The following is a 24,228-nucleotide window of genomic DNA, read 5'->3' on the forward strand; positions in this document are numbered from 1 at the left end:
TCACGCCTCCTCTAGCCGCGGCGCGGGGACGCGGCGCTCGCGCCACAGGTATTGGAGGCCCGACAGCCACCCGGAGATCTCGTGCCGCAGCAGGCGGTGGCGGGCCGTGGGCCCGTCCTTCCAGCCCTTCAGCGCCGTGCGCACGAAGTACTTGGGCATTTCGACGAACACCCGGCGCAGGTCGCCGGCGGGGCCGTCGCGGTCGTGCTGGGCGAACAGGGCGGCGGCGTGGCCGCGCATGTAGGCGCGCACCTGCCGCTCCAGCGCGCCCCACTCCGCCCGATGGGTGTGGAACACCACCAGCCTCGGCTCGTAGAAGCAGGAACCGCCGCCCGCCAGGATCCGGTGCCAGAACTCGGAATCCTCCGAGCAGCCCGAGGCGCCGGCCCCCAGCCGTTCGTCGAACAGGCCCCGGCGCTCGAACGCCTCGCGGCGGAAGGCCATGTTGGCCCCGGCGCCGACGCGCCAGACCGGCACGCCGACCCGCCGCGCGCTGTCGTAGAACCGGCCGTCGAACAGCACCGGCGTCCAGTTCTCGCCGAAGCCGCCGAGATCGATCTGGAACACCTTCTGGGACAGCGTCTCCAGCGACGCAGGCAGGACCAGGCCGGTGACCGCCTCGACCCCGTCGCGCCCTTCAAAGGCGCGGGCCACCTCCGAGGTCCAGTCCGAGCGCACCTCGACGTCGTCGTCGGTGAAGGCGATCAGGCGGCCGGTGGCGGCCCGAATTCCGGCGTTTCGCGCGCGGCTCAGGCCCGGACGGGGCTCCGGCTCCCAGCGCACCTGCGGGAAACGCCGGACCACGTCGCGGGTGGCCGGATCCTCCGGGGCGTTGTCGACCACGATGATCTCGCCCGGCGGCGAGTCCTGCACCGCCAAGCTCGCCAGGCAGGCGGCGAGCGCCTGCGGGCGAGAGCGCGTGCAGACGATCACCGACAGGTCGTGAGCCGGACAGGTCGGCCGACCCGTCAGCGAATCCAGCAAGCCCCAGGGGTCCTCCAGGGCCGCGACCGCGGCGATCCGGGTCTGCGGCACCGGGGCGCCGTCGGGGGCGGGCAAGGCCGGCCCGCCCAAGGCGTCGACCCGGGTCGCCAGAACCTGGGCCGCGAGCGCGGCCCCGGTCGCGTCCAGGTCCGCCTGGTTCGCCGGCAGTTCGCCGCCAGCGAAGGTGCGCACGCCCAGGATCAGTTCGCGCCACCAGAACACGGCGTAGACCGGGCGCCCGTCCGGCGGCGCGGCCAGGGACTGCGGACGCTTGGAGAGGTCCACGTGGCGGATCGCCCAGGGCGCTTCGGCGCGGTTCGCGTTCAAGACACGCCCTCCCGGATGCGCCGCACGCGCCGCAGCGAACGGTCGTATTCACCGGCGACGCCCAGCACGCCGCCCCACAGCTCGGCCGCGGCGAAGGCGGTTTCTCGTCCTCGCCCGCGCCTGAGCGCGCTGAGCAGTTCGGTGGCGGCGGTGGCGAACCACCAGCGCAGCATGCCCGCGTGCCGCGCCTTCAGCGGCGGGTCGTGGCGCTGGGCCTTGGCGAGGAAGGCCATGAAGCCCAGCCCCCAGGTCCAGTACTGCCGGCGCAGCTGCGGAATGGTCTCGCGGTGCTGGTGGTAGACCGCGTAGGCCGGTTCGTAGACGAGCGCCCGGCCGGAGCGCACCATCCGGTAGAAGGCGTCGAGGTCGCCGCCCCCCGGCAGGGGCGCGCCGGTGTCCAGCGCCTCGTCAAAACCGCCGAGGCCGAGCAGCCACTTGCGGTCGAAGGCCATGTTGCAGCCGGCTCCGAACGTACCGGCGTCGACCGGGTAGAGGCGGCTGTCGAGCCGGTCGGCGCGATAGACCCGCGGGGTGAAACCGCGGCCGAAGCCGCCGCGCCGCTCAAACTGAATCTGGGCCTCAGTGCGCAGCTCGAACGGCAGCACCAGGCCCGTCCAGGCGCCGGCCTCGGGATGTTTGCTCCAGGCCTCGTACAGGCCCGCCAGCCAGCCGCGATCAACGACCACATCGTCGTCGAGGTAGGCGATCAGGTCGCCATTCGCCGCCGCGAGCGCGGCGTTGCGGGCGAAGTCGAGCCCGGCGCGCGGCTCGCGCACGTAGCGGAAGCCGGGCGCGCGCGCGACCGCTTCGCGGGTGCTCTCGTCCGATGGTGCGTTGTCGATCACCAGGCCCTCGACCGCGGCGAAGCCGCTGGAGGCGGCCAGCAGCGGCGCGAGCGTGCCCAGCAGCCGCTCCAAGCGCGCAGCCCGGTCCTTGGTGCAGATCGCGACGGTCAGGCTCGGGGCGGGAATCGACGGTGCGAGCTGCCCACGGCGCAGCTCGCCGGCGAGGCATTCAGTCAAGGCGTTTAGGCCGAACCTGGCGTCGAGGGCGGCCGTGAGCTCCTCGACCGACAGGGTCGCGCCAGGCGCGGCCGGCAGAAGGGCGAAGCCGACCAGCCGGTCCCGAAACCGGCCGATCAGTCCCGCCCCGTCCTCCTCGGGCCCGAGCGTCACCGGTTCGAGCGGACGCGTCAGCTCGAGTTCGATAAGGCGGTACGACATTCACTCTGCTCCGGCGGCGGCGGCCACGCGGCCGGTCTGGATGGCGTGCATGTCGGCGAACAAACCCTTGATGGACAACAGTTCCTGAGGCGTGCCGCGCTCGACGATCTCGCCCTCCTCCATGACGATGACCTGGTCGGCCCGCTCGATGGTCGACAGCCGGTGGGCGATCACCACCACGGTCCGGTCCTTGGACCAGCGCTCCAGCGCGGTCTGGAAGGCGCGCTCGGCGAAGCTGTCGAGGGCGTTGGTGGCCTCGTCGAGCAGCAGGACGTCAGGGTCGCGCAGGATGGTGCGGGCCAGCGCGATGCGCTGGCGCTGGCCGCCGGACAGCCGCACGCCACGGTCGCCCAGCGGCGTGTCGTAGCCGCGCGGCAGGGCGGCGATGAAATCGTGCGCGCCGGCGATGCGGGCCGCCTCCTCGATTTCGGCGTCGCTCGCGCCCAGCTTGCCGTAGGCGATATTGGCGCGCGCGGTCTCGTTGAACAGGTGGACGTCCTGGGACATCACCGACAGACGGCCGCGCCAGCTGTCCAGGCGGAAGCGGTCCAGCGGCTCGCCGTCCACCAGAATGCGGCCGGCGTTCGGGTCGCGGAAACGGAACAGCAGGTCGATCAGGGTCGACTTGCCGGCCCCCGAGCGGCCCACGATGGCGGTGGTGGTGCCCTTGCGCAGGGCGAAGGAGACGTCGCGCACGGCGGGGCGATCAGCCTTCGGATAGTTGAACGACACGTTCTCGAACAAGACCTCGTCCTGCAGGCTGGAGAAGCGCCGGCTGCCGTCCTTCACGGCCGGGGTCTCGGTGAGGTCGAGGTAGCCGAACACGTCCATCAGCGAACTCTTGATGCCGTCGAACGCCACCTTGCAGCCGACCAGTTCGCGGGCGGGACCCTGCAGGCGGTAGAGCACCGCCAGGAAGGCCGCCAGCGAGGCCACGCCGGTGCCCGCGACCTTTCCGGCGGCGAGGATCAGCGCGCCGATCAGCATGACACCGAAGGTCTCGCCGATCGGCGCGGGAATGGCCCACAGCATGTCCAGGCGCAGCAGCCGACGGCGGATGTCCTCGGACCGGTCCTCGAACCGGGCGCGCTCGTAGGGCTCGCGCGTGAAGCTGCGGATCAGTCTGAGCGCGTCGACGCTCTCCCACATGCGCAGGCCGAACTTGCGGTTGGCCTCCACTACGTCGGCGCCGTACGCCTCCGCCTTGCGGGTGGCGGCTTGGGTGATCAGGGCGCCGACCAGCAGGAACAGAACGGCCACGGCGGTCAGTTTCACCGAGAGCAGCAGCAGCAGGGTGAGAAACACTCCGCAGGTGCAGATGACCACGGCCACCCGCATGCCGATGCCGAGCGCCGACCCCACGCGCCAGGACTCCCCGGTGAGGGTGTTGATGATGTCGGTCTTGTTCAGGCCGGCAGCGTAGTCCGCGCCGGACCAGAGCGTCCGCTCGAAGATGCGCAGGCGCATGCGGTGGGCGACGCGGCCGTCGACCACGCGCGCCACCCAGAAAGCGATGAAGCCGACCACGTTCTTGAGCAGGATGGCCAGGCACAGCGCCCCGACCAGGGCCGGCAGACGCCGATGTTCCGGCAGCCAATCGGTGAGCCGGTGGAAGAAGTGCGCGACGCCGCCGCTGTCCGAGCCGCCCATGCTCTGGACCAGCGGGATGAACATATAGAGGCCCAGGCCCTCCAGCGCGGCGCAGATCAGCCCCAGCAGGATGATGACAGGCGCGGCCCAAGGCATGGGCCGCAGCTCCGCGGTGAGTCGGCGCGCGAGCTCCGAAAAGCGCATTCTCAGTCCATCCCCCGTACATAAGCTCGGCTGGGACGGACAACTCACTCCGGGCTCAATTTGTTGCGACCGTCCGGTGAAACCTTGTCCCGGGCTGAACGGTTGGACGCGCGGAGGGGACGCTCGCCCATGCCTTTTCAGGCGAGCTCAGGACACGAATGGCTCAAACACGCTTGAGGAAGCCCGCCGCTGAAGCGGTCGCGCCGGCGACCGCGCGCCCGCTGGTCTCGGTGGTGGTGCCCGCTTACAACGCCGCCTGGTCGATCGATCAGACGCTGGCGTCGGTCTGCGCTCAGACCTATCCGAACTTCGAAGTGCTGGTGGTCGACGACGGCTCGACCGACGCGACCGCCGAGGCGGTCGGCGCCTGGACGCAGGCCGACCCGCGCGTGCGCCTGCTGCGCAAGCCCAACGGCGGCGTCGCCTCGGCCCGGAACCTGGGCGTGCGGGAAGCGCGCGGGACCTATGTGGCGCCGATCGATTCCGACGACCTGTGGGCCCCGGACAATCTCGAACGCCAGGTCGCCGCCCTCGAGGAGGCCGGTCCTGACGCTTTCCTGTCGTTCGCGCGCACGGTCTACGTCGATCCCGACGGCGTGCCCATGCCGTCCGATCCGCCCAAGCCGCCGCAGGTCGACTTCCGCGGGCTCTTGCTGCGTAACTCCGTCGCCAACGGCAGCGCCGCGGTGTTCCGCCGCGACCGGCTGATCGAGGCCGGCGGCTACGACGAGGGCCTGCGCGCCGCCGGCGGCCAGGGGGCCGAGGACTGGAAGCTGATCCTCACCCTCGCCGCGCGCGGTCAGGTGGTGCACGTGCCGGCCCCGACCGTGCACTACCGCATCTGCCGGGACAGCATGTCCCACGCGGTGCCGGTCATGCGGCGCGGCGCGCTGATGGTGATCGACCACGTGCGCCGCCACGGGCCGCGCCTGGCGCCGTGGACCTACTGGCACGCGCGCACGCTGATGATGACCTGGATGCTGCCGCGCGCCCTGCAGGCGCACGACTGGCGCGAAGCCGCCGGCCTGGCGGCGCGCGCCTATCTGCTCAATCCGTTCTGGTGGGTGAACCCCGAACCGCGCGGGCTGATCGGCCGGATTCTGTGGGCCGGCCTGCGCAAGGCCGCCAAGCGCCTGCGCGGCGCCCGGCCGGCGGAAACGGCCGAGACGGAGGCCGCTTAGGCGATCACCAGTCCGGTTTGATCGACAGCTGGAAGGCGACCACGCCTTCCTCGGCCTTCTCGTCGTAGGCCTTGATCTCGCGGTGGACGTAGCCGAACGAGGCCTGGATGTCGCCGCGCCGCCAGGCCAGCCCGGCCTGGGCGTCGCCGATGAACGAGCCCTCGTCGGTGGACATGCCCGAAGGGGTCAGGCCCGAGCCGTCGTTCAGGAAGTTGTAGCCGACGGCGCGCCCCGAGGCGGCGGCGAACAGGTACCAGCGCGGCTTGTCGCCGAAGCTCTTGCCGTCCTTGACGATGTTCTCCAGCGCGTCGTCGAGGTCGGCGCCCAGGCGCACGGTGGCCCCGGCCTCGGCCGCCCCGCCCTGGTCGGTCACGCCGACGCCGGCGTGCGGCGTGACGTCCAGCGCGTACTCGCCGGCGTTGAAGCGCACCGCGCCGGGCCAGCCGCGGGTGTAGCTGATGTCGTAGGCGTCCGGCTCGCCGTAGGCGTCCGGGCGCAGGATGGTCAGCGGATCGGCGCCGCGCACCTGCGCGCCTGTGGCGTAACGGAAACGCCCGACCGCCCCGTGGGACTCCGGCACCCAGACCTCGCGGTCCTGGTAGTTGGCCAGGCCGCGGGACACCAGGTGGCCGGCGCGGCCGGCGCTGTCGATCGGCGCCAGCGTGAGGCCGCCGTAGAGCGGCGCCTCGGCCTCGGTGACCGGGGCCGGCTCGCCGCTGGTTCGGGGAAAGAAGGCCGGAGCGGGCGAGAAGCCCGCCGCGGACGAAGCGCCCGTTTGTTGCGCGACCGCCGTCGAAGCCGCCGCCGACACGAGTACAGAGAACGCGAACGCAGACAGACCACGCACCGCCAAGCCCTCCCGCGACCGCACGAGCCGAAGCGTGGCGGCCTGCTCCTACTGGGTCGGTAACGACTCCAGCGGTTTGCAAGTTCCGCGCCTGAGGCGCGGGAACCGAGGCGTTACAAGAGCTTGAGCGGGTCCGAGGGCCTCACTGGCAGGCGAGGCACTCTTCGTAGTCGGTCTTGGCCGCGGCCTGGACGGCCTGTTCCAGCTTGCTGTCGGCGCCGGCGAAGGCGGCCCGCTGCACCGACTTGGAGCGCAGGTAGTAGAGGCTCTTGCAGCCCCGCTCCCAGGCGGTCCAGTGCAGCATGTGCAGGTCCCATTTGTCGACGTCGCCCGGCAGGAAGACGTTGAGCGACTGGGACTGGCAGATCTCCGGCGTGCGGTCGGCGGCCAGCTCGATCACCCAGCGCTGGTCGATCTCGAAGGCGGTCTTGAAGATGTCCTTCTCGTCCTGGGACAGGCAGTCCAGGTGCGCGACCGAGCCCTCGTTCTCCAGGATCGACGACCACACGGCCTCGGTGTTCTCGCCCTTCGTCTCGAGCAGGCGCTCCAGGTAGGGGTTCTTCACCGCGAACGAGCCCGACAGGGTCTTGTGGGTGTAGATGTTGGCCGGGATCGGCTCGATGCCGGCGGAGGTGCCGCCGCAGATGATCGAGATCGAGGCGGTCGGGGCGATCGCCAGCTTGTGCGAGAAGCGCTCCATCACGCCGCGGTCGGCGGCGTCCTGGCAGGGCCCGCGCTCTTCGGCCAGCACGCGCGACGCCTTGTCGGCCTCACGGCGCAGGTGCTTGAAGATGCGCATGTTCCACGACTTGGCCAGGGCGCTTTCGAACGGGACGTTCTGCGCCTGCAGGAAGGTGTGGAAGCCCATCAGGCCCAGGCCCACCGAGCGCTCGCGCTTGGCCGAATAGACCGCGGCGGTCATGGCGTCCGGCGCGCGGACGATGAAGTCCTCGAGCACGTTGTCGAGGAAGCGCATGACGTCCTCGATGAAGGTCGGGTGGTCGCGCCACTCGAGATAGGTCTCGGCGTTCACCGACGACAGGCAGCACACCGCGGTGCGGTCCACGCCCAGGTGGTCCGGGCCGGTGTGCAGCATGATTTCCGAGCACAGGTTCGACTGGGTCACCTTCAGGCCCAGGTCGCGCTGGTGCTGCGGCACCGCGCGGTTCACGGTGTCGGAGAAGATCAGGTACGGCTCGCCGGTCTGCAGGCGGATCTCGAGGATCTTCTGCCACAGGGCGCGGGCGTCGACGTAGCGCAGCGGCTCGTTGTTCTTGGGCGAGCGCAGGGCGAACTTCTCGCCGTCGCGCACCGCTTCCATGAACTCGTCGGTGATGTTGATGCCGTGGTGCAGGTTCAGCGACTTGCGGTTGAAGTCGCCGGCCGGCTTACGGATTTCGAGGAACTCCTCGATCTCCGGGTGGTGCACGTCGAGATAGACGGCGGCCGAACCGCGGCGCAGCGAGCCCTGGCTGATGGCCAGGGTCAGCGAATCCATCACGCGGATGAACGGGATGATGCCGGAGGTCTGGCCGGCGCCCTTCACCTTCTCGCCGATCGAACGGACGCGGCCCCAGTAGGTGCCGATGCCGCCGCCGTTGGAGGCCAGGGCGACGTTCTCGTTCCAGGTGTCGGTGATGCCTTCCAGGCTGTCCGGCACCGCGTTCAGGAAGCAGGAGATCGGCAGGCCGCGGTCGGCGCCGCCGTTCGACAGGACCGGGGTGGCCGGCATGAACCACAGGCGCGAGACGTAGTCGTAGATGCGCTGGGCGTGATCGGCGTCGTCCGCGTAGGCGGTGGCCACGCGGGCGAACATGTCCTGGTAGGACTCGCCGGGCAGCAGATAGCGGTCTTCAAGAGTGGTCTTGCCGAAATCGGTCAGCAGAGCGTCGCGGGTGCGGTCGACCACGACCTTGCGCACCAGCTTCAACTCCGGACGCTCGACGGCCTTGGGCGCCTGCGAGGCGCGACCCAGGAGTTCTTTTTTCGCCGCTTCACCGACAGCCATAGCGCCACACCACCCACGAATCCTGAAACTTGTCCGGGAGCGGAGCGATTCTCCTTCCCGGGGAAGCGCCGCCAACATCTTGTGTCGGTCGCGCCCCTCAGCCCGATATATGGGGCCACACGGCCTGAATCTGGTCAACGGGGTGAAGCGGCTCACGCTGAAGTTTTTCGTAAACAACCTGTGCATGAACGCGGGACAACTCGCTCCACGTTCATACCCGCTTAACGAACAGGGCTCTCCGATCACGGTTCCGTGACAGCCGTTCCCGGGGAACCGGGTCCAGGCGGCGCCGTTGCGCCGGCATGCGCATGCGGTCCCCGCCCCCCTGGTCCGACCTGCTCCCCCGGGCCCTGCGCCTGGCCCGCACCGAGATCGGCGCCCTCGCCGCCGTCGCCGTGGCCGCCCTGGGCCTGTGGGGGTTCGCTTCGGTGGCCGAAGAGATGGCGGAGGGCGAGACCCACGCCTTCGACCAGGCGGTTCTGGCGGCCCTGCGCCCCACGGCCGACCCGTCCCATCCGATCGGGCCGCACTGGCTCGAATCGGCCCTGACCGACGTGACCGCGCTCGGCGGCCCCGGGGTCCTGACGCTCTTCGCCGTGATGGCCGTCGGCTTCGTGCTGATTCAGCGGCGCCCCGCCGCCGCCGCCCTGATCATCGTGTCGCTGGGCGGCGGCGTGGTGCTTAGCCAAGGCCTGAAGGCCGCCTTCGGCCGCGACCGGCCAGCCCTGACCTATCGGGCGGTGGAGGCCCTCAATCCCAGCTTCCCCAGCGGCCACGCCATGCTGTCCGCGGTGTTCTATCTCACGCTCGGCGCCGTCATGGCCCGAGTGCTCGGCAAGAAGCGGCTGAAGGCCTACGTGCTGGGCTGGGCCATCCTGCTGACCCTGCTGATCGGCTTCAGCCGAATCTACCTGGGCGTCCACTGGGCCACCGACGTGCTGGCCGGCTGGAGCCTGGGGGCGGCGTGGGCCATGCTCTGCTGGCTGGCCGCCTATCTGCTCGAGCGCCGCGCCGCCCGGAAGATCGAGACCACCTGACGCGGTTGCGTCGGGAGCCCTCAGGCGGTATCAGCCGCCCCGTCATTGGGGAGTAGCCGCCCTCGCGTATCAGAGGGTGGGCGCGTCGACATACTGGGCCTTGCGCCCCGGCGCGTCCTGCGGAAGCACCGCACGGCGAGACCTTTGACGATCCGCGCGACCGGTGGGGCCGGCGCGTGCGGCTCGTCATTGGTCGTCTGATCGCCCGGCCCCCCGGACACGTTCTGAATGGAAGCCTTCCTCGTTTCGACCGGCCTGGTCGCCATCGCCGAGATCGGCGACAAGACCCAGCTGCTGGCGCTCTGCCTGGCCGCCACCTGGCGCCGCCCCGTCCCCATCCTGCTGGGCATCCTGGTCGCCACCGTCCTGAACCACGCGCTGGCCGGCGCGCTGGGCGCCGTCGCGGGCCACTTCCTGCAGGGCCCCTGGATGAAGTGGGTGCTGGGCCTGGCTTTCCTGGGCTTCGCGGCCTGGGCGCTGATTCCCGACAAGTTCGACGACTGCCCGCCGGACGCGGCCAAGAAGACCGCCTGGAGCGTGTTCGTCGCCACCGCCGTCGCCTTCTTCTTCGTGGAGATGGGCGACAAGACCCAGGTGGCCACCGCCGCCCTCGGCGCGCGCTTCCAGCACGTCATGCCGGTGGTGCTGGGCACGACGCTGGGCATGATGATCGCCAACGCCCCGGCCGTGCTGATCGGCGAGGCGGCGGCCACCAGACTGCCGCTCAAGTGGATCCGCCGCGGCGCGGCGGCCAGCTTCGCGGCGGTCGGGACTTGGGTGCTGGCGGCCGGGTGATCCCGGCCGGCAGGCTCAGCTCTCGACGTCCAGCGAATAGCCGGCCGAGCGCACGGTGCGGATGGGGTCGGTCTCGCCGTCCTTCATCAGCGCCTTGCGCAGCCGCCCGACGTGCACGTCCACGGTGCGGGCTTCGACGTACACGTCGGAGCCCCAGACCGCGTCCAGCAGCTGCTCGCGGCTGAACACCCGGCCCGGGTGCTGCATCAGGTGAGACAGCAGGCGGAACTCGGTCGGGCCGAGGTGGATCTCGCGGCCGTTGCGCTTCACCCGGTGGGCGACGCGGTCGATGGTCAGGTCGCCCCGGCGCAGCACGTCCTCGGCCAGGCCCGGTCGGATGCGCCGCAGCACGGCGCGGATGCGCGCCGCCAGCTCCACCGTCGAGAACGGCTTGGTCAGGTAGTCGTCCGCCCCGGTGTCCAGCCCGCGGATCCGATCGGTCTCCTCGCCGCGGGCGGTGAGCATGATGATCGGGAGGTTGCGCGTCTCGACCCGGCCGCGCAGCCGCCGGCAGACCTCGATGCCGGAGACCTTTGGCAGCATCCAGTCCAGCACGATCAGATCCGGCTGGCGCTCGTCGACCTGCACCAGCGCCTCCTCCCCGTCCTGGGCGACGGCGACCTGGTAGCCTTCCTTCTCGAGATTGTACTGAAGCAAGGTGGCGAGGGCGTCCTCGTCCTCGACCACCAGGATGCTGGGAACGGTCACCGCCGGATCTCCGCTCAGGCCTCGACGCGGGGCCGGTTGTCGGCCAGCTCCTCGCCGGTGAGCTCGTAGTGGACGATCTCGGCGATGTTGGTGGCGTGGTCGCCGATCCGCTCCAGGTTCTTGGCCATGAACAGCAGGTGCGCGCCCGAATTGATCGTGCGCGGATCGCTCATCATGTAGGTGAGCAGCTCGCGGAACAGGCTGTTGTAGTGCTCGTCGACCTCGTCGTCGTGCGACCACACGTTCATCGCGCCGGTCAGCTCGCTGGCGGTGTAGGCGTCCAGCACCTCTTTCAGGCGAACGGTGACCAGCTTGCCCATGCGCTCCATCGAGCGGGTGATCGGGGTGACCGGCTCGGCCTCGGCCAGCACCAGGGCGCGCTTGCAGATGTTCTTCGCCAGGTCGCCGGTGCGCTCCAGCGACATGGAGATCTTCAGCGCGCCGACCGCGCGGCGCAGGTCCAGCGCCACCGGCTGACGCAGCGCGATCAGCCTGATGGCCTTGCGCTCGATGTCCTTCTGCAGCTCGTCGAGGCGCTTGTCGCGCTCGATGACCGCCTGGGCCAGCGCCACGTCGCGGCGCGCGACCGCGGCGACCGCGTCGACGACCTGGGCTTCGGCCAGGCCGCCGAGGCGGGCGACCTCGGCCTTCAGTTGGTTCAGTTCGTCGCCGAAAGCCTTGACCGTATGCGGAGTCATGGATGTTGCCCGAAATGCGTCAGCCGAAGCGGCCGGTGATGTAGTCCAGGGTCCGGCTTTCGCGCGGGTTGGTGAAGATCTCCTCGGTCGGGCCGAATTCGACCAGCTTGCCGAGGTGGAAGAAGGCGGTCTTCTGCGACACCCGCGCGGCCTGGGCCATCGAGTGGGTGACGATGACGATGCAGTACTGCTCGCGCAGTTCGTCGATCAGCTCCTCGATCTTGGCGGTGGCGATCGGATCGAGGGCCGAGCAGGGCTCGTCCATCAGGATCACCTCGGGGCTGACCGCGATGGCGCGGGCGATCACCAGGCGCTGCTGCTGGCCGCCGGACAGGCTGGTGCCCGGGGCGTTGAGGCGGTCAGCCACCTCGTCCCACAGGCCGGCCTTCTTCAGCGCGACCTCGACCACGCCTTCCAGCTCCGACTTGGACGAGGCCAGGCCGTGAATCTTGGGGCCGTAGGCGACGTTCTCGAAGATCGACTTCGGGAACGGGTTCGGCTTCTGGAACACCATGCCCACGCGGGCGCGAAGCACGACCGGGTCGATCGAGCGGTCGTTGACGTCCTCGCCGTCCATCTCGATGCGGCCGGTCACCTTGGCCGTCGGGATAGTGTCGTTCATGCGGTTGATGCAGCGCAGGAAGGTGGACTTGCCGCAGCCCGACGGCCCGATGAAGGCGGTGACCGCCTTGTCCGGGATGTCCATGCTCACGTCGAACAGGGCCTGCTTGTCGCCGTAGAACACGCTGACGTCGCGCACGGCGATCTTGGCGTCGCCCACGGGGCCCGCGTGGGCGACCTGCGGGGGCTGGACGGCGGCCCCCTGGGCGTCGTCGCGGTGTCGGAAGGTCTTGAACAGCATAGGGATCACCAGCGGCGTTCGAACGCGCGGCGCAGCACGATGGCGGCGGCGTTCATGACGATCATGAAGACGAGAAGGACGATGATGGCGGCGGCGGTCAGCGGGTGGAACGCCCGCTCCGACGCGTTCTCCCAGATGAAGATCTGGGTCGGCAGGGTCGAGGCCGAGGACAGGAAGCTGTCCGGCGCGCCCTGCACGAAGGCGATCATGCCGATCATCAGCAGCGGGGCGGTCTCGCCGAGCGCGTGGGCCAGGGCCAGGATGGCGCCGGTCATCACGCCGGGCATGGCCAGCGGCAGCACGTGGCCGAAGACGGCCTGGGTGCGCGAGGCGCCGACGCCCAGCGCGGCTTCGCGGATCGACGGCGGCACCGCCTTCAGCGACGAGCGCGTGGCGATGATCACGGTCGGCAGGGCCATCAGGGCCAGCACCAGGCCGCCCACTAGCGGCGAGCCGCGCGGCAGGCCCATCCAGTGGATGAACACCGCCAGGCCCAGCAGGCCGTAGACGATCGACGGCACGGCGGCCAGGTTGTTGATGTTGACCTCGATGAAGCTCGTCAGCGGGTTCTTCGGCGCGAACTCTTCCAGGTAGACCGCGGCCAGCACGCCGATCGGCACGGCCAGCAGGGCGGTGACCAGCAGCATCATGGCCGAGCCGACCACGGCGCCCAGCAGGCCGGCCTGCTCGGGGTGGGTCGAGTCCCCGCGGGTGAACAGACCCCAGTTGAAGTGCTGCTGGATCATGCCCGCAGCCTTCATCTTGTCGAGCATGTCGAGCTGGGAGTCGTTCAGGGTGCGCTCGCCTTCGGGCGTCGAGCGGCGCATCTCGCCCTTGAAGTACAGGTCCGCGTCCGCGCCGAGCGGGGCGGCGAGCGTCAGGGTCGAGCCCATCAGCTTGGGGTTCGCGCGCAGCTGGTCGAGCACCTGGAAGCCCAGGTCCGTCGACAGCAGGTCCTTCATCTCCATGCCCTTGTCGCCGGTCGGATCAGCGATGCCGAGCCTGGCGACCATCTGGTCGGCGATGATCAGGTCGTAGTTGGCGCCCTGGATGTCGGTCGCGTCGATGCGGGCCGGATCCAGCCGGACCTGCATCTCCATCGTGTTGGTCATGAAGGCCCCGTGGCCCTGCACGACGATGCGGGTCAGCAGCACGCCCAGGAAGGCGATGGCGACGGCGATGGCGATCAGGCCGTAGGCGCGGAAGCGGCGCTCCGCGGCGTGGCGCTTCTTCAGCCGCCGCTCGACGGCGGCGCGGATGCCTTGCGGCGCGCCGGCGGCCGCGGCGGAGGCGGTCAGGGCGGCGTCAGTCATACTGTTCCCGATAAGCTTGGACGATGCGCAGGGCGATGATGTTGAGCAGCAGGGTGACCACGAACAGGGTCAGGCCCAGGCCGAAGGCCGACAGGGTCTTGGCGCTGTCGAACTCCTGGTCGCCGGTCAGCAGGGTGACGATCTGGACGGTCACGGTGGTCACCGTGTCCAGCGGGTTGGCGGTGATCTTGGCCTGAAGGCCGGCGGCCATGGTCACGATCATGGTCTCGCCGATGGCCCGCGAGATCGCCAGCAGCATGGCCGCGGCGATGCCCGGCAGGGCGGCCGGCAGCAGCACCTTTTTCACGGTCTCGGACTTGGTCGCGCCCATGGCGTAGGAGCCGTCGCGCAGCGACTGGGGGACCGAGTTCAGGATGTCGTCCGACAGGGACGAGACGAACGGGATCAGCATGATCCCCATCACCACGCCGGCCACCAGGGCCATCTGGTTCTGCACGCCCAGCAGGTAATAGCCCAGCCCGTCCAGCGGACCGCCGACCAGGCCCTGGCCGATCATGTTGAAGAAGGCGCGGAAGGCCGGGCCCACGGTCAGGGCGGCGAAGAAGCCGTAGACCACGGTCGGCACGCCGGCCAGGATCTCCAGCACCGGCTTCACCCAGGCGCGGGTGAAGCGGTTGGCGTACTCCGACAGGTAGATGGCCGAGAACAGGCCGACCGGCGCCGCCACCAGCATGGCGATGATCATGATCAGGAAGGTGCCGACGAACAGCGGCACCGCGCCGAACCCGCCGGACGAGCCGACCTGGTCGGCGCGCATGGCGATCTGCGGGCTCCAGTGGGTCCCGAACAGGAACTCCACCGGCGAGACTTCGGCGAAGAAGCGCAGGCTCTCGTAGAGCAGCGAGGCGACGATGCCGAGCGTGGTCAGGACCGCGACGGTCGAGCACAGCACCAGAAGGCCGCTGATCCAGCCCTCGACCCGGTTGCGCGCGCGGAACTGCGGCGCGATCCGCGGGAGGGCCAGCACCGCGCCCAGCACCGCCAGAACGCCGGCCAGCGCCCAGCCGCTCCAGGTGATCATCTGGCTGAGGCGCGCGGACTCGGCGGCCTTGTCCTTGAGCGCCTGCTGCAGGGCCGGCGCGTAGACCGTGTCGCTGGGCCGGTCGCCGCGCGCCACCGCCTGCACGTCGTTGATGAACAGCTCGCGGTTCTGGGCCGGCATCTGCTGAACCGCGGCCGGCAGGTCGGCCGACAGCAGCGCGGTCTCCAGCCGGCCCCCGAAGGCGACCAGCAGGAACAGCAGCACCAGGGCCGGGACGGCCGACCACAGCGCCGCGTAGGCGCCGTGATAGCCGGCCAGCGAGTGCGGGCGGCCTTGGCTCCCTTTAGCCCCAGCCACCGCCTTGCGGCGGGCGAGCACGTAGGTGCCGAAGGAGAACAGGAGCAGTCCGAGGAAGACGATCCAGACCATGGGCGGCGGGCGCTCGGCGTAAGGAGACTGAGGACGCCGCGCGCCGGGACGCGCGTCGCGTCGGCGACGAGCGCCGCCGACGGGAGCAGCGTTTACGACGCTTGCGTGACGGTTTTGTTACGGGGCCCGTCGAGCGTCCGCGGCGCGGCGTCCGGCCGCGCGGAGGTCTCCGGCGCAACCGCTTCCACGGCGACTTCCGCCCGCGGGAAGTAGGCGGTGAAGGCCGCGCCGTGCCCGGCCGCGCTCTCGACCAGCAGGCCGCCGCGGTGGCGGTTCATCACATGCTTGACGATGGCCAGCCCCAGGCCGGTGCCGGAGCGTTCGCCGCTCTTCTGGCCCTCCACCCGGTAGAACCGCTCGGTCAGCCGCGGCAGGGCCTGGCGCGGGACGCCCGGGCCGTGGTCGCGCACCCGCACCAGGGCGTAGCGGACGTCTTCGGTCCGGTCCGGAGACAGCAGGGTCATGCGCGGCGCACCCTTTTCGCGCGGCGCCTGGGCCTGGTCGAGGCCCACGTCGGCCAGCACCTCCACCTCCACGGCCGCGCCGGCCGGCGAGTATTTGAGCGCGTTGTCGACCAGGTTCTGGATCACCTGGATGATCTGGTCGCGGTCGCCGATCACCGGGGCCCGCTCGCCGTCAGGCAGCCGCAGGTCGATCCGCGCGCCCTTCTCCTGGGCGATCGGGCACAGCGCGTCGGCCACGTCGGTGGCCGCCAGGGCGAGGTCGACGGCGCCGGAGGGCGGCACGTGCTCGTTCAGCTCGATGCGGCTCAGCGACAGCAGGTCGGCGATCAGCCGGCCCATTCGGTCGGCCTGGGCGGCCATGATGCCGAGGAACCGGTCGCGCGCCCTGGCGTCGTCGCGGGCGTGGCCGCGCAGGGTCTCGATGAAGCCGGCCAGCGACGCCAGCGGCGTGCGCAGCTCGTGACTGGCGTTGGCCAGGAAGTCGGCCCGCATGCGCTCCATGCGCCGAGAATCGGTCTCGTCGCGCAGATACAGCAGCGCCTGCCGTCCGCCGTCCGGGGCCGGCGGCAGCGGCCGGGCCCAGGCGCGCCAGAACCGGTCCTGGGCGCCGCCGGTCTCGTAGGCCGCGGAGCGGTCGACGCCGCCGAACAGGGCCTCATCCGTCGCCTCCAGCACCTCGGGGTCGCGCACGGCGGTGACCAACAGGGCGCCGTCCCTTTGAATGCGGAAGAGCTCGCGGGCGGCGGTGTTGGCGAAGGCGATCCGCCGGCCGACGATGTCGTCGGGCTCGTGCGCGCCGATCACCATGACCGGGTCCGGCAGCGCCTCCAGCGCCTCCTGCAGCGGCGGCCCGAGCTCGTCGGGGATGGCCTGCGAGACCGCGGTCGGGATCGGGTCGGCGAGGCGCGCGAACCTGAAGGCCTGCACGCTCAACACCAGGGTCATCACCGCGGCGACGAAGGCCGCGAACCGGGCGTACTCCGCCTCGGGCGCCTCGCTCATCCCCAGCGCCAGCAGCAGGCCGACGGCCACGGCGCCGGTGAGCGGAACGCCCCAGGGCCGGCGCATCCGGACCAGGGATGGAGCGAGAGGCGACGGCGGCTGGCTGAAGGGCATCCACACGCGGGGGCTTCACACGCGAATCGCGTGTCCTTTCATCAGACCCCGAACATATGGCGCCCGCGTGACACCTCTCAAACCGGCGTCATCCAACCGTCGCAGGGGAACTCCCAGCGTCACCGTTTCGTTGTCAGGGCGAAGCTGGCCGGAGCCGTCCGGTCGCGGGCACGGAGAAAGTCCGATGGGCGTCGAACGCGACTCCGACCGAACCGTCTGGGTGATCGTCGGCCTGATCGCGATCGTCGCGATGGTGGCCTTGGTCTACCTGTTCTCACAGAGCAACCGCGCCGACCTGAGCCGGCATGGCGACGCCGCCGCGATCGGAAAGTCCGTCGAAGCCGCCAGCGAAAAGGTTGAAAACGCCGCGGAGAAGGCCGGCGCGGCCGCCGAGCGCGCGGCCGACCGCGCGGGGAACGCGATCGAGAACGCCGGCGAGAAGGCCGACGCCGACCGGACGGCGCCGCCGCCGGCGGAAGGCAAGCGCTGAATCAAAAAGGCGGCGCGGCGATCCCTCGCCGCGCCGCCTTCATGCCTTGATGGCGCGGTCAGCCTTCCGGACGCTGACGATCCTGCATGCGCTGACGGTCTTCCTGACGCTGGCGCTCGTCGCGCTGGCCTTCCTGACGACCTTGCTGCTGCTGGCCCTGCTGGCTGGTGGTGCGGTCCTTGCCGCCGCCCTGACGCTGCCCGCCGCCGCCGCGCTGATTCTGATTAGGCATGACTTTCACTCCGAGTTCGCCGGATCTCGCCGACGCCTACGCCCAATCCCCGGCGCCCCGGCCCGGTTCCAACGCAAGTTCCTGTTTTCGTTGGCTTCGCAGCAGATCCATCTCAGACGCCGCGACCCGCCTCACGCGAGGCTTCCCGGCCGCCGTCGGGCCGGTGCGGCCACAGCGCGCGCACCTCGAACGGCAGGGCGTCGACCACCTTGTCCAGTTGCCCCGGCTCGACGTGGCGCTCCAGGGTCTGGAACACGCCCAGTATGGCCAGGCGGGTGTCGACCGGCTTGGCGTCGCGCATCTGAGCGGCCACGCGCTCCTGGAATTCGCCGAGCGAACGGTAGTCCTCCGGCCGGCGCGACGGCCGGTGCTGGTCGTAGAAGGCCCCGCGCACCAGCAGCGGCAACTGGGCCCCGAGGTGGGCGGCCAGCTCCGCGGGAATGCGATCGCGCATGGTGCGCAGCACCGCCCCCAGCGCGTGCCAGGCCAGCCGGCGGTCCGCGCCGGTCTCCTCCATCACGTCCATGAGCCAGGCGTTGGTGGTCTGGATCGTCTTGTCCCAGACGTCGAGGCCGGTCGAAGCCATGGGTTCCTCTCGGCGAGGCCACGAGCAGCAAACCCGATACCCCCGCCGGGGTTGCATCCCTCAGGCGTCGTCCCGAGCCTCAGATCAGGCCGCGGGCCTCCAGTTCGGCGATCACGGCCGCGGCCGCAGCCTCCGGCGTCGCCTGGGCGGTGTCGAAGGCCAGCTCCGGCGCCTGGGGCGGCTCATAGGGGCTGTCCACGCCAGTGAAGTTCTTGATCTCGCCGCCCAGCGCCTTGGCGTAGAGCCCCTTCGGGTCGCGCGCGATGCAGGTCTCGATCGGCGCGTCCATGAAGATCTCCAGGAACTCGCCGTCGGCGAACAGCTCGCGCACCATCCGCCGTTCGGCCCGGAACGGCGAGATGAACGAGCACAGCACCAGAACGCCCGCTTCGAGGAACAGCTTGGCGACCTCGCCGACCCGACGGATGTTCTCGACCCGATCCTCGACCGTGAAACCGAGATCGCGGTTCAGCCCGTGGCGCAGGTTGTCGCCGTCGAGGATGAAGGTGTGCACGCCTCGCGCATGCAGCTCGCGCTCCACCAGGTTGGCCACCGTCGACTTGCCCGAGCCCGACAGGCCGGTGAACCACAGCACGCCGCTGCGGTGGCCCTTCAGCCGCTCGCGCGCCGGCCGATCGACCAGCAGGGCCTGCTGATGAACGTTGGTGGCGCGGCGCAGGCCGTGCAGCACGGTCCCCGCCCCGACCGTGGCGTTGGAATAGCGGTCGATCAGCACGAAGGCGCCGCCGACCGGATCGTCGGCGAAGGCGTCGATCGGGATCGGGGCGGCGGTGGCCAGGTTGCACTCGCCGATGTCGTTCAGCGCCAGGGTCTTGCCGGCCAGCCGCTCGAAGCTGTTCACGTCCAGCCGGTGCTTCAGCTCGGTGACCTGGCAGGGCACGTAGCGCGCGCCGATCTTCATCAGGTAGGGCCGGCCGGGCAGCATCGGGGCTTCGGCCATCCACAGCACCCGCGCGGCGAACTGGTCGATCACCTCCGGGCGGCCTTGCGGCGAGGCGAGCACGTCGCCGCGCGCGACGTCGACCTCGTCGGCCAGCACCAGGGTCACCGCGTCGCCGGCCTGGGCGGCGGCGAGGTCGCCGTCATAGGTCACGATCCGCGCCACCCGGCTCTCGCGGCCCGAGGCGGCGACCACGATCGGATCGCCCACCCGCACGCGGCCCGAGGCGAGCGTGCCGGAGAATCCCCGGAAGCTCTGGTCGGGCCGGTTCACCCACTGCACCGGGAAGCGCAGCGGCCGTTCCGCCGGCGCGGCGTCCACGTCCACCGTCTCCAGTCGCTCGACGAGGGTCGGGCCGTCCCACCACGGCGTACGCGCCGAGCGGGCCGTGACGTTGTCGCCGTAGCGGGCGGACAGCGGCACGGCGACCAGGCTGGCGAAGCCGAGCCGCTCTGCGAAGGCTTCGTAGTCGGCGACCACGGCGCGGAAGGTCGCCTCGTCGAAGCCGACCATGTCCATCTTGTTGACCGCCAGGATCACGTGGCGGACGCCGAACAGGGCGGCGATGTGGCTGTGCCGGCGGGTCTGGGGCAGGACGCCCTTGCGCACGTCGACCAGGATGACCGCCAGCTCGGAGTTCGACGCGCCGGTGGCCATGTTGCGGGTGTACTGCTCGTGCCCGGGCGTGTCGGCGACGATGAAGCCGCGCCGCGGGGTGGAGAAGTAGCGGTAGGCGACGTCGATGGTGATGCCCTGCTGGCGCTCGGCCTCCAGGCCGTCGACCAGCAGCGCCAGGTCGATCTCCTCGCCGGTGGTGCCGTGGCGGCGGGAATCGCGCTCCAGGGCGGCCAGCTGGTCCTCCGGGATCTGCCCGGCTTCGTGCAGCAGGCGGCCGATCAGGGTCGACTTGCCGTCGTCGACCGAGCCGCAGGTCAGGAACCGCAACAGGCTCTTCGCCGGCGCCAGGGACGCGGCGCCGCCTTCGGCCGGCATGGCGTCGGTGCGCATCAGAAGTACCCCTCGCGCTTCTTCTTCTCCATCGAAGCGGCCTCGTCGGAGTCGATCAGCCGGCCCTGACGCTCGGAGGTGCGGGCGACCCGCAGCTCGTCGATCAGGGCGTCCAGGGTCGCCGCCTGGGACGGCACGGCGGCGCTGAGCGGATAGCAGCCCAGCGAGCGGAAGCGGACAGTGCGGATCTGCTCGACCTCGCCGGGCTTGAGCGGCAGGCGCTCGTCGTCGCGCACGATCAGCAGGCCCTCGCGCTCGACCACCGGCCGCGGCGCGGCCAGGTACAGGGGCACGATCGGGATGTTCTCGGCGCGCGTGTATTCCCAGATGTCCAGCTCGGTCCAGTTGGACAGGGGGAAGACCCGGATGGTCTCGCCCTTGGCGATGCGCGTGTTGTAGAGCCTCCAGAGCTCGGGACGCTGGTTGCGCGGATCCCAGACGTGGCCGGCCGAGCGGAAGGAGAACACCCGCTCCTTGGCGCGGCTCTTCTCCTCGTCGCGGCGCGCGCCGCCGAAGGCCGCGTCGAAACCGTGCAGATCCAGGGCCTGCTTCAGCGCCTCGGTCTTCATCACCTGGGTGTGCAGCGAGGAGCCCGAGCGGATCGGGTCGATGCCGCGCGCGACGCCGTCCGGGTTCACGTGCACGATCAGGCGCACGCCGTAGCGCTCCACCACCGCGTCGCGGTGACGGATCATGTCGGCGAACTTCCAGCGGGTGTCGACGTGCAGCAGCGGGAACGGCGGCTTGGACGGATAGAAGGCCTTGGCCGCGAGGTGCAGCATCACGCCCGAGTCCTTGCCGATCGAGTACAGCATGACCGGGTTGGCGAACTCGGCCGCCACCTCGCGGAGGATCTCGATCGACTCCGCTTCGAGGCGCTTCAGGTGCCCCGAAAGGAGCGGCTTTTCAGGCCGGACTGTCATAACCGTCGTCACTAGTCGCCGCCCCCCGCGGCGCGAACTGCGAGCTTAGCGCAGGCCGCCCGCGCCCGGAACCGAGCGCGGCGTCAGGTCTCAGGCGCGGCGTTCCCGCGACGCGAGCGCCAAGTAACACCACGCGCCGAGCGCGTCACCAGCGCCAGCGTGCGCCCAGCCGCGCGCTCCAGCCTCGTACGTCGCCGCCCGACAGCGCCTTCGCCTCAGCGAAGGCTTCGAGGCCGAACCAGGTCGCCCCGGACACGCCGACCTCCGCCTCGCCCCAGCTTCCACGGCCCTCGTCGACGAGCTGGTAGGTCCCGCCGTCGGTGACCCGCATCCGGTTCTCGCCGTCGAGCTCGGCGGCCGCATGCACGCCCACGTAGGGGACGAAGACCGCGTTCCCGATCGTCGCCTCGCCGCCCACCCGCACGCCGGTCCGGCCGCGCAGGCTGGTCGCGTCGTCGTAGTCGAAGCCGGTCCCGCCGTCCGAGAAGCCGTCCAGGTCGGTCTCGACCCAGGCCAGGGCTGCGCTCGGCTCCAGGAACAGGCGCGCCGAGCCGAAGCGGTACCCGACCTCGCCCCGCGCGCCCCAGCTCACGCCCTCGAACGTCCGGCGCGACGGCGCGGCGAACACGGCCTCGGCGTCGACCGCGTCCGCCTTGACCAGGGCCCCCGCGTAGAAGCCGCCCCACTGACCGCCGGCGTAGGCGCCCAGGTTCGCTCCGCGCAGTTCGAAGGCGTCGGGACCGGCGTCCGCGTCATAGTCGGTGAAGCCGACGGTCGCCCCCCACCAGAGCGTTCGCGCCCCTTGCGTCGAGCGCCGATCGATGCCGGCCTGAACCCCGCGCCAGCTGGCCTCCAGCTTCACCGCCGCGCGGTCCAGGGTCTCGGCCCCGCCGTGCGCCTGAACCCACGCCTGCACGCCCTCGCCGCCCGGCCGGTCGCGCAAGGTCCGGGCGCGCGCCGACCAGGCGTCGGCGGACTGAGCCCAGAAGGTCTGCGCCGCGCCGGCGACGGAGAGCGCGGCGTACGCCTCGGGCGCGACGGCCGCGCTCGGAGCCGCGACGAAGTCCGCGCCAGCGGACGACGGCGCCCCGGGGGAATCGGCGGCGTCCGCGCTCGGGCCGCCGATCAGGATTTTCGGCGGCGGCTCGGCCGCCGGCGGGGGCGCGTCGCGGCCACGCGGCGGCGTCGCGCCGGTCACGTGGCGGTTCGAGCCCGCGTCCCACGACCGGGCGAAGTCTTCAAAGCCGTACGAGCCGGCGCCGCGGCTCCAGCCGCCGGAAGTCGGATCGGCGGCGCCCGGCGTCGACAGCTCGACGCCCACCCCCTGCGCGCCATGCACCGATATTGACCGGCCGGCGTCGTCGTCCGGGTCAGCGTCCGGACCGAAGTAGACGCTCTCCGTCGTGAGGCCCTCGGCGGTCGACACCGCGCCCAGGCCCAGAACGGCCGCGCCGCCGGATGCCGGCGGCTTCGGCGACAGCCTCAGGGCCCCGTCGGCGCCGAAGACGAACAGCCGCCCCCGGTCGTCGGCGGCTTCAGGCGTTTCGAACCAGACGGAAGCGGGACCTGCGACCGGCCCGGCGACCACTGTGTGGGCGCCCAGCCCGGCCACGCTGGGTCCGCCGACCATGGCGACGCCGACCGCGCCTTCGCCGCCGGTCCGGATTTCGACGTCGCCCGCGCCGTCCGTCGTCACCCGGCCGCCGGGACTTTCCGAGAACACGCCCACGACGTGGCCGGCGGCGTCGATGGTGACGGTCCCGTCGTCGGCGACGGCGACGCCCTCGTCCTCCGGGGCGACGACGGGGGCTGCGGGCCGGCTGTCCCCGAGGCAGGTGAACCAGGGATTAGGGGCGAACTCCGCGTGCGGACAGGCGTCCGCCGCAACCGCTTCGGTCGCCGCCACCACAGTCGTCAGGGCCAGCGAACAGCCGAGGACGCGCTCCCGCCAGGCGTGATTCGGGGTCCGGCCCGGCGCACGCCGCCCGCGGATGTGCGACGACCGACGCTCGGCCATGACCCGCCCCCCGGCGAAGGCCCGGAGGATCAATCCCGCCCGACGCGGCTCCGACCTTCAGCCCTCGGATAACACGGGGTAGATTCTAACGGCAACGCTTCCGAAAACCGCCGTTCAGTGCAGGCGACTGCAATCGGCCAGGCTCTCGGTCTCGAGCTGGACGGTGGCGTGCCCGACCCCGAACTTCCGCCGCAGGCCTTCGGCCGTCTCGCGCAGGAACGCGGCGTCGCCGCCTTCCGGACGGACCAGGTGGACGGTCAGGGCCGTCTCGCTGGTGCTGATCGGCCAGACGTGCAGGTCGTGCAGTTCGCAAACGCCCGGCCGGGCCAGCAGGAAGGCGCGCACGGCGTCGAGGTCGACATTGCGCGGCGCGGCGTCGACGATCAGGTCGAAAGCCTCTTTCAGCAGGCCCCAGGTCCCGGCCAGAATCAGCACCACGACAAGCAGGGCGACCAGCGGATCGATCCAGGCCGCGCCGGTCACCGCGATCAGGGCCGCGGCCACGATCACGCCGGCCGAGATGCCCGCGTCGGCGGCCATGTGCAGGAAGGCCCCGCGCACGTTTGCGTCGGTCTTGCGCCCGCGCATGAACAGCAGCGCCGTGGCCCCGTTGACCAGCACGCCCACGGCGGCGACCGCCATCACCACGCCCGGCATCGTCTCGACCGGCCGGCCCAGCCTCTGCACGGCTTCCAGCGCGATCATCCCGCAGGCGAACACCAGGGCCAGCGCGTTGACCAGGGCGGCCAGAACCGTCGCCTTGCCCCAGCCGTAGGTGCGCCGCGGGCTGGCGGCGCGCTTGGACAGCCACACCGCCGTCCCGGCCAGCAGCAGGCCAGCCACGTCCGACAGGTTATGGCCCGCGTCGGCCAGCAGGGCCGTCGAGTTGGCCCAGAATCCGGCGACACCCTCCGCCGCCACGAAGGCCAGGTTCAACCCGACGCCGATCACCCAGCGGCGGTCCTCGAGCGACGGCGCGGGATGATGGTGGTGGTGGCCGTGGCCGTGACCGTGACCGTGACCATCGTCGTGGTGGTGACCGTGGTGGTGGTGAGCGTGCACCTCTGCAGGCCTTCCCTTCGTCGCGCCCCCGCGCGTCGGTCGCAGGATGGAGCCGCGGGACCCGATCCGGCAAGGCCGGCGTCCCCGAGCAATCGTTTCGTCGCGCCGTCAGCCGAGTTCGTCGACCTCCTCCGTTCGGGGGAAGCGCCGCCCCGCTTCG

Annotated in this window: 21 protein-coding genes and 1 riboswitch; of the genes, 4 read left to right on the plus strand and 17 right to left on the minus strand. The window is 71.0% G+C overall.

Going from position 1 to position 24,228, the window contains the following annotated elements; all coding sequences use genetic code 11:
• From H8B08_RS11855 to H8B08_RS11865, 3 genes are read right to left on the minus strand one after another with little or no spacing between them, the layout of a single operon-like run.
• Entirely contained in the window at nucleotides 1-1,311 is a 1,311-nt protein-coding gene (locus H8B08_RS11855) for a glycosyltransferase family 2 protein (protein ID WP_187450408.1), read from the minus strand.
• Nucleotides 1,308-2,534: a glycosyltransferase family 2 protein gene (locus H8B08_RS11860; protein WP_187450409.1), complete on the minus strand. Its 1,227-nt coding sequence runs from the start codon at nucleotides 2,532-2,534 to the stop codon at nucleotides 1,308-1,310. Before H8B08_RS11860 ends, H8B08_RS11855 begins: the two co-directional genes overlap by 4 nt.
• Nucleotides 2,535-4,280, minus strand: a complete 1,746-nt coding sequence (locus H8B08_RS11865) for an ABC transporter ATP-binding protein (RefSeq protein WP_222934443.1) — start codon at nucleotides 4,278-4,280, stop codon at nucleotides 2,535-2,537. It abuts the gene before it with no gap.
• A 221-nt stretch (nucleotides 4,281-4,501) separates the two neighbouring features.
• Here H8B08_RS11865 and H8B08_RS11870 point away from each other — a divergent pair, with 221 nt between their 5' ends.
• Nucleotides 4,502-5,509 (plus strand): glycosyltransferase, encoded by a 1,008-nt coding sequence (locus tag H8B08_RS11870; protein WP_187450411.1) that lies wholly within the window; start codon nucleotides 4,502-4,504, stop codon nucleotides 5,507-5,509.
• A 4-nt stretch (nucleotides 5,510-5,513) separates the two neighbouring features.
• Here H8B08_RS11870 and H8B08_RS11875 read toward each other — a convergent pair whose 3' ends face one another.
• Nucleotides 5,514-6,356, minus strand: a complete 843-nt coding sequence (locus tag H8B08_RS11875) for a lipid A-modifier LpxR family protein (protein ID WP_187450412.1) — start codon at nucleotides 6,354-6,356, stop codon at nucleotides 5,514-5,516.
• A 142-nt stretch (nucleotides 6,357-6,498) separates the two neighbouring features.
• A complete protein-coding gene (locus H8B08_RS11880) occupies nucleotides 6,499-8,364 on the minus strand; it encodes a ribonucleoside-diphosphate reductase subunit alpha (RefSeq protein WP_187450413.1) in 1,866 nt (621 codons plus the stop codon).
• Between the two features lie 302 nt (nucleotides 8,365-8,666).
• On the opposite strand from H8B08_RS11880, the gene H8B08_RS11885 reads away from it, so the two are divergent.
• Entirely contained in the window at nucleotides 8,667-9,401 is a 735-nt protein-coding gene (locus H8B08_RS11885; protein WP_370545461.1) for a phosphatase PAP2 family protein, read from the plus strand.
• A 35-nt stretch (nucleotides 9,402-9,436) separates the two neighbouring features.
• Nucleotides 9,437-9,603, plus strand: a riboswitch (yybP-ykoY riboswitch).
• Nucleotides 9,604-9,629: 26 nt separating this feature from the next.
• Entirely contained in the window at nucleotides 9,630-10,196 is a 567-nt protein-coding gene (locus H8B08_RS11890) for a TMEM165/GDT1 family protein (protein WP_187450414.1), read from the plus strand.
• A 15-nt stretch (nucleotides 10,197-10,211) separates the two neighbouring features.
• Here H8B08_RS11890 and phoB read toward each other — a convergent pair whose 3' ends face one another.
• The 6 genes from phoB to H8B08_RS11920 all read right to left on the minus strand — a co-directional run bounded on the left by phoB (nucleotide 10,212) and on the right by H8B08_RS11920 (nucleotide 16,789).
• On the minus strand, nucleotides 10,212-10,904 hold the full coding sequence (phoB, locus tag H8B08_RS11895) for a phosphate regulon transcriptional regulator PhoB (RefSeq protein WP_187450415.1): 693 nt from the start codon (nucleotides 10,902-10,904) through the stop codon (nucleotides 10,212-10,214).
• Between the two features lie 14 nt (nucleotides 10,905-10,918).
• Nucleotides 10,919-11,602: a phosphate signaling complex protein PhoU gene (phoU, locus tag H8B08_RS11900; RefSeq protein WP_187450416.1), complete on the minus strand. Its 684-nt coding sequence runs from the start codon at nucleotides 11,600-11,602 to the stop codon at nucleotides 10,919-10,921.
• Between the two features lie 19 nt (nucleotides 11,603-11,621).
• The gene (pstB, locus tag H8B08_RS11905) at nucleotides 11,622-12,464 is read right to left on the minus strand and encodes a phosphate ABC transporter ATP-binding protein PstB (protein WP_187450485.1); all 843 of its coding nucleotides are present in this window, start codon (nucleotides 12,462-12,464) and stop codon (nucleotides 11,622-11,624) included.
• Nucleotides 12,465-12,469: 5 nt separating this feature from the next.
• A complete protein-coding gene (gene pstA, locus H8B08_RS11910) occupies nucleotides 12,470-13,777 on the minus strand; it encodes a phosphate ABC transporter permease PstA (protein WP_187450417.1) in 1,308 nt (435 codons plus the stop codon).
• Nucleotides 13,770-15,209, minus strand: coding sequence for a phosphate ABC transporter permease subunit PstC (gene pstC, locus H8B08_RS11915; protein WP_187450418.1), 1,440 nt, complete (start codon nucleotides 15,207-15,209; stop codon nucleotides 13,770-13,772). Before pstC ends, pstA begins: the two co-directional genes overlap by 8 nt.
• A 92-nt stretch (nucleotides 15,210-15,301) precedes the next feature.
• On the minus strand, nucleotides 15,302-16,789 hold the full coding sequence (locus tag H8B08_RS11920; RefSeq protein WP_187450486.1) for a cell wall metabolism sensor histidine kinase WalK: 1,488 nt from the start codon (nucleotides 16,787-16,789) through the stop codon (nucleotides 15,302-15,304).
• A 220-nt stretch (nucleotides 16,790-17,009) separates the two neighbouring features.
• Here H8B08_RS11920 and H8B08_RS11925 point away from each other — a divergent pair, with 220 nt between their 5' ends.
• The gene (locus H8B08_RS11925) at nucleotides 17,010-17,279 is read left to right on the plus strand and encodes a hypothetical protein (protein WP_187450419.1); all 270 of its coding nucleotides are present in this window, start codon (nucleotides 17,010-17,012) and stop codon (nucleotides 17,277-17,279) included.
• A gap of 58 nt (nucleotides 17,280-17,337) precedes the next feature.
• Here H8B08_RS11925 and H8B08_RS11930 read toward each other — a convergent pair whose 3' ends face one another.
• The 6 genes from H8B08_RS11930 to H8B08_RS11955 all read right to left on the minus strand — a co-directional run bounded on the left by H8B08_RS11930 (nucleotide 17,338) and on the right by H8B08_RS11955 (nucleotide 24,068).
• Nucleotides 17,338-17,511 carry a hypothetical protein gene (locus H8B08_RS11930; protein ID WP_187450420.1) on the minus strand — a complete coding sequence of 58 codons (174 nt, stop codon included), beginning with the start codon at nucleotides 17,509-17,511 and terminating at the stop codon, nucleotides 17,338-17,340.
• Between the two features lie 112 nt (nucleotides 17,512-17,623).
• A complete protein-coding gene (locus H8B08_RS11935; RefSeq protein ID WP_187450421.1) occupies nucleotides 17,624-18,097 on the minus strand; it encodes a DUF2267 domain-containing protein in 474 nt (157 codons plus the stop codon).
• A 79-nt stretch (nucleotides 18,098-18,176) separates the two neighbouring features.
• Nucleotides 18,177-20,066, minus strand: coding sequence for a sulfate adenylyltransferase subunit CysN (gene cysN, locus H8B08_RS11940; protein ID WP_222934444.1), 1,890 nt, complete (start codon nucleotides 20,064-20,066; stop codon nucleotides 18,177-18,179).
• The gene (gene cysD / locus H8B08_RS11945; RefSeq protein WP_187450422.1) at nucleotides 20,066-20,989 is read right to left on the minus strand and encodes a sulfate adenylyltransferase subunit CysD; all 924 of its coding nucleotides are present in this window, start codon (nucleotides 20,987-20,989) and stop codon (nucleotides 20,066-20,068) included. Before cysD ends, cysN begins: the two co-directional genes overlap by 1 nt.
• A gap of 145 nt (nucleotides 20,990-21,134) precedes the next feature.
• Nucleotides 21,135-23,006, minus strand: a complete 1,872-nt coding sequence (locus H8B08_RS11950; RefSeq protein WP_187450423.1) for an autotransporter outer membrane beta-barrel domain-containing protein — start codon at nucleotides 23,004-23,006, stop codon at nucleotides 21,135-21,137.
• A gap of 114 nt (nucleotides 23,007-23,120) precedes the next feature.
• A complete protein-coding gene (locus tag H8B08_RS11955) occupies nucleotides 23,121-24,068 on the minus strand; it encodes a cation diffusion facilitator family transporter (RefSeq protein WP_187450424.1) in 948 nt (315 codons plus the stop codon).
• Nucleotides 24,069-24,228: the final 160 nt, after the last annotated feature.

This window comes from Caulobacter sp. 17J80-11, assembly GCF_014349105.1.
In the GTDB taxonomy this organism is placed as follows: Bacteria; Pseudomonadota; Alphaproteobacteria; order Caulobacterales; family Caulobacteraceae; genus 17J80-11.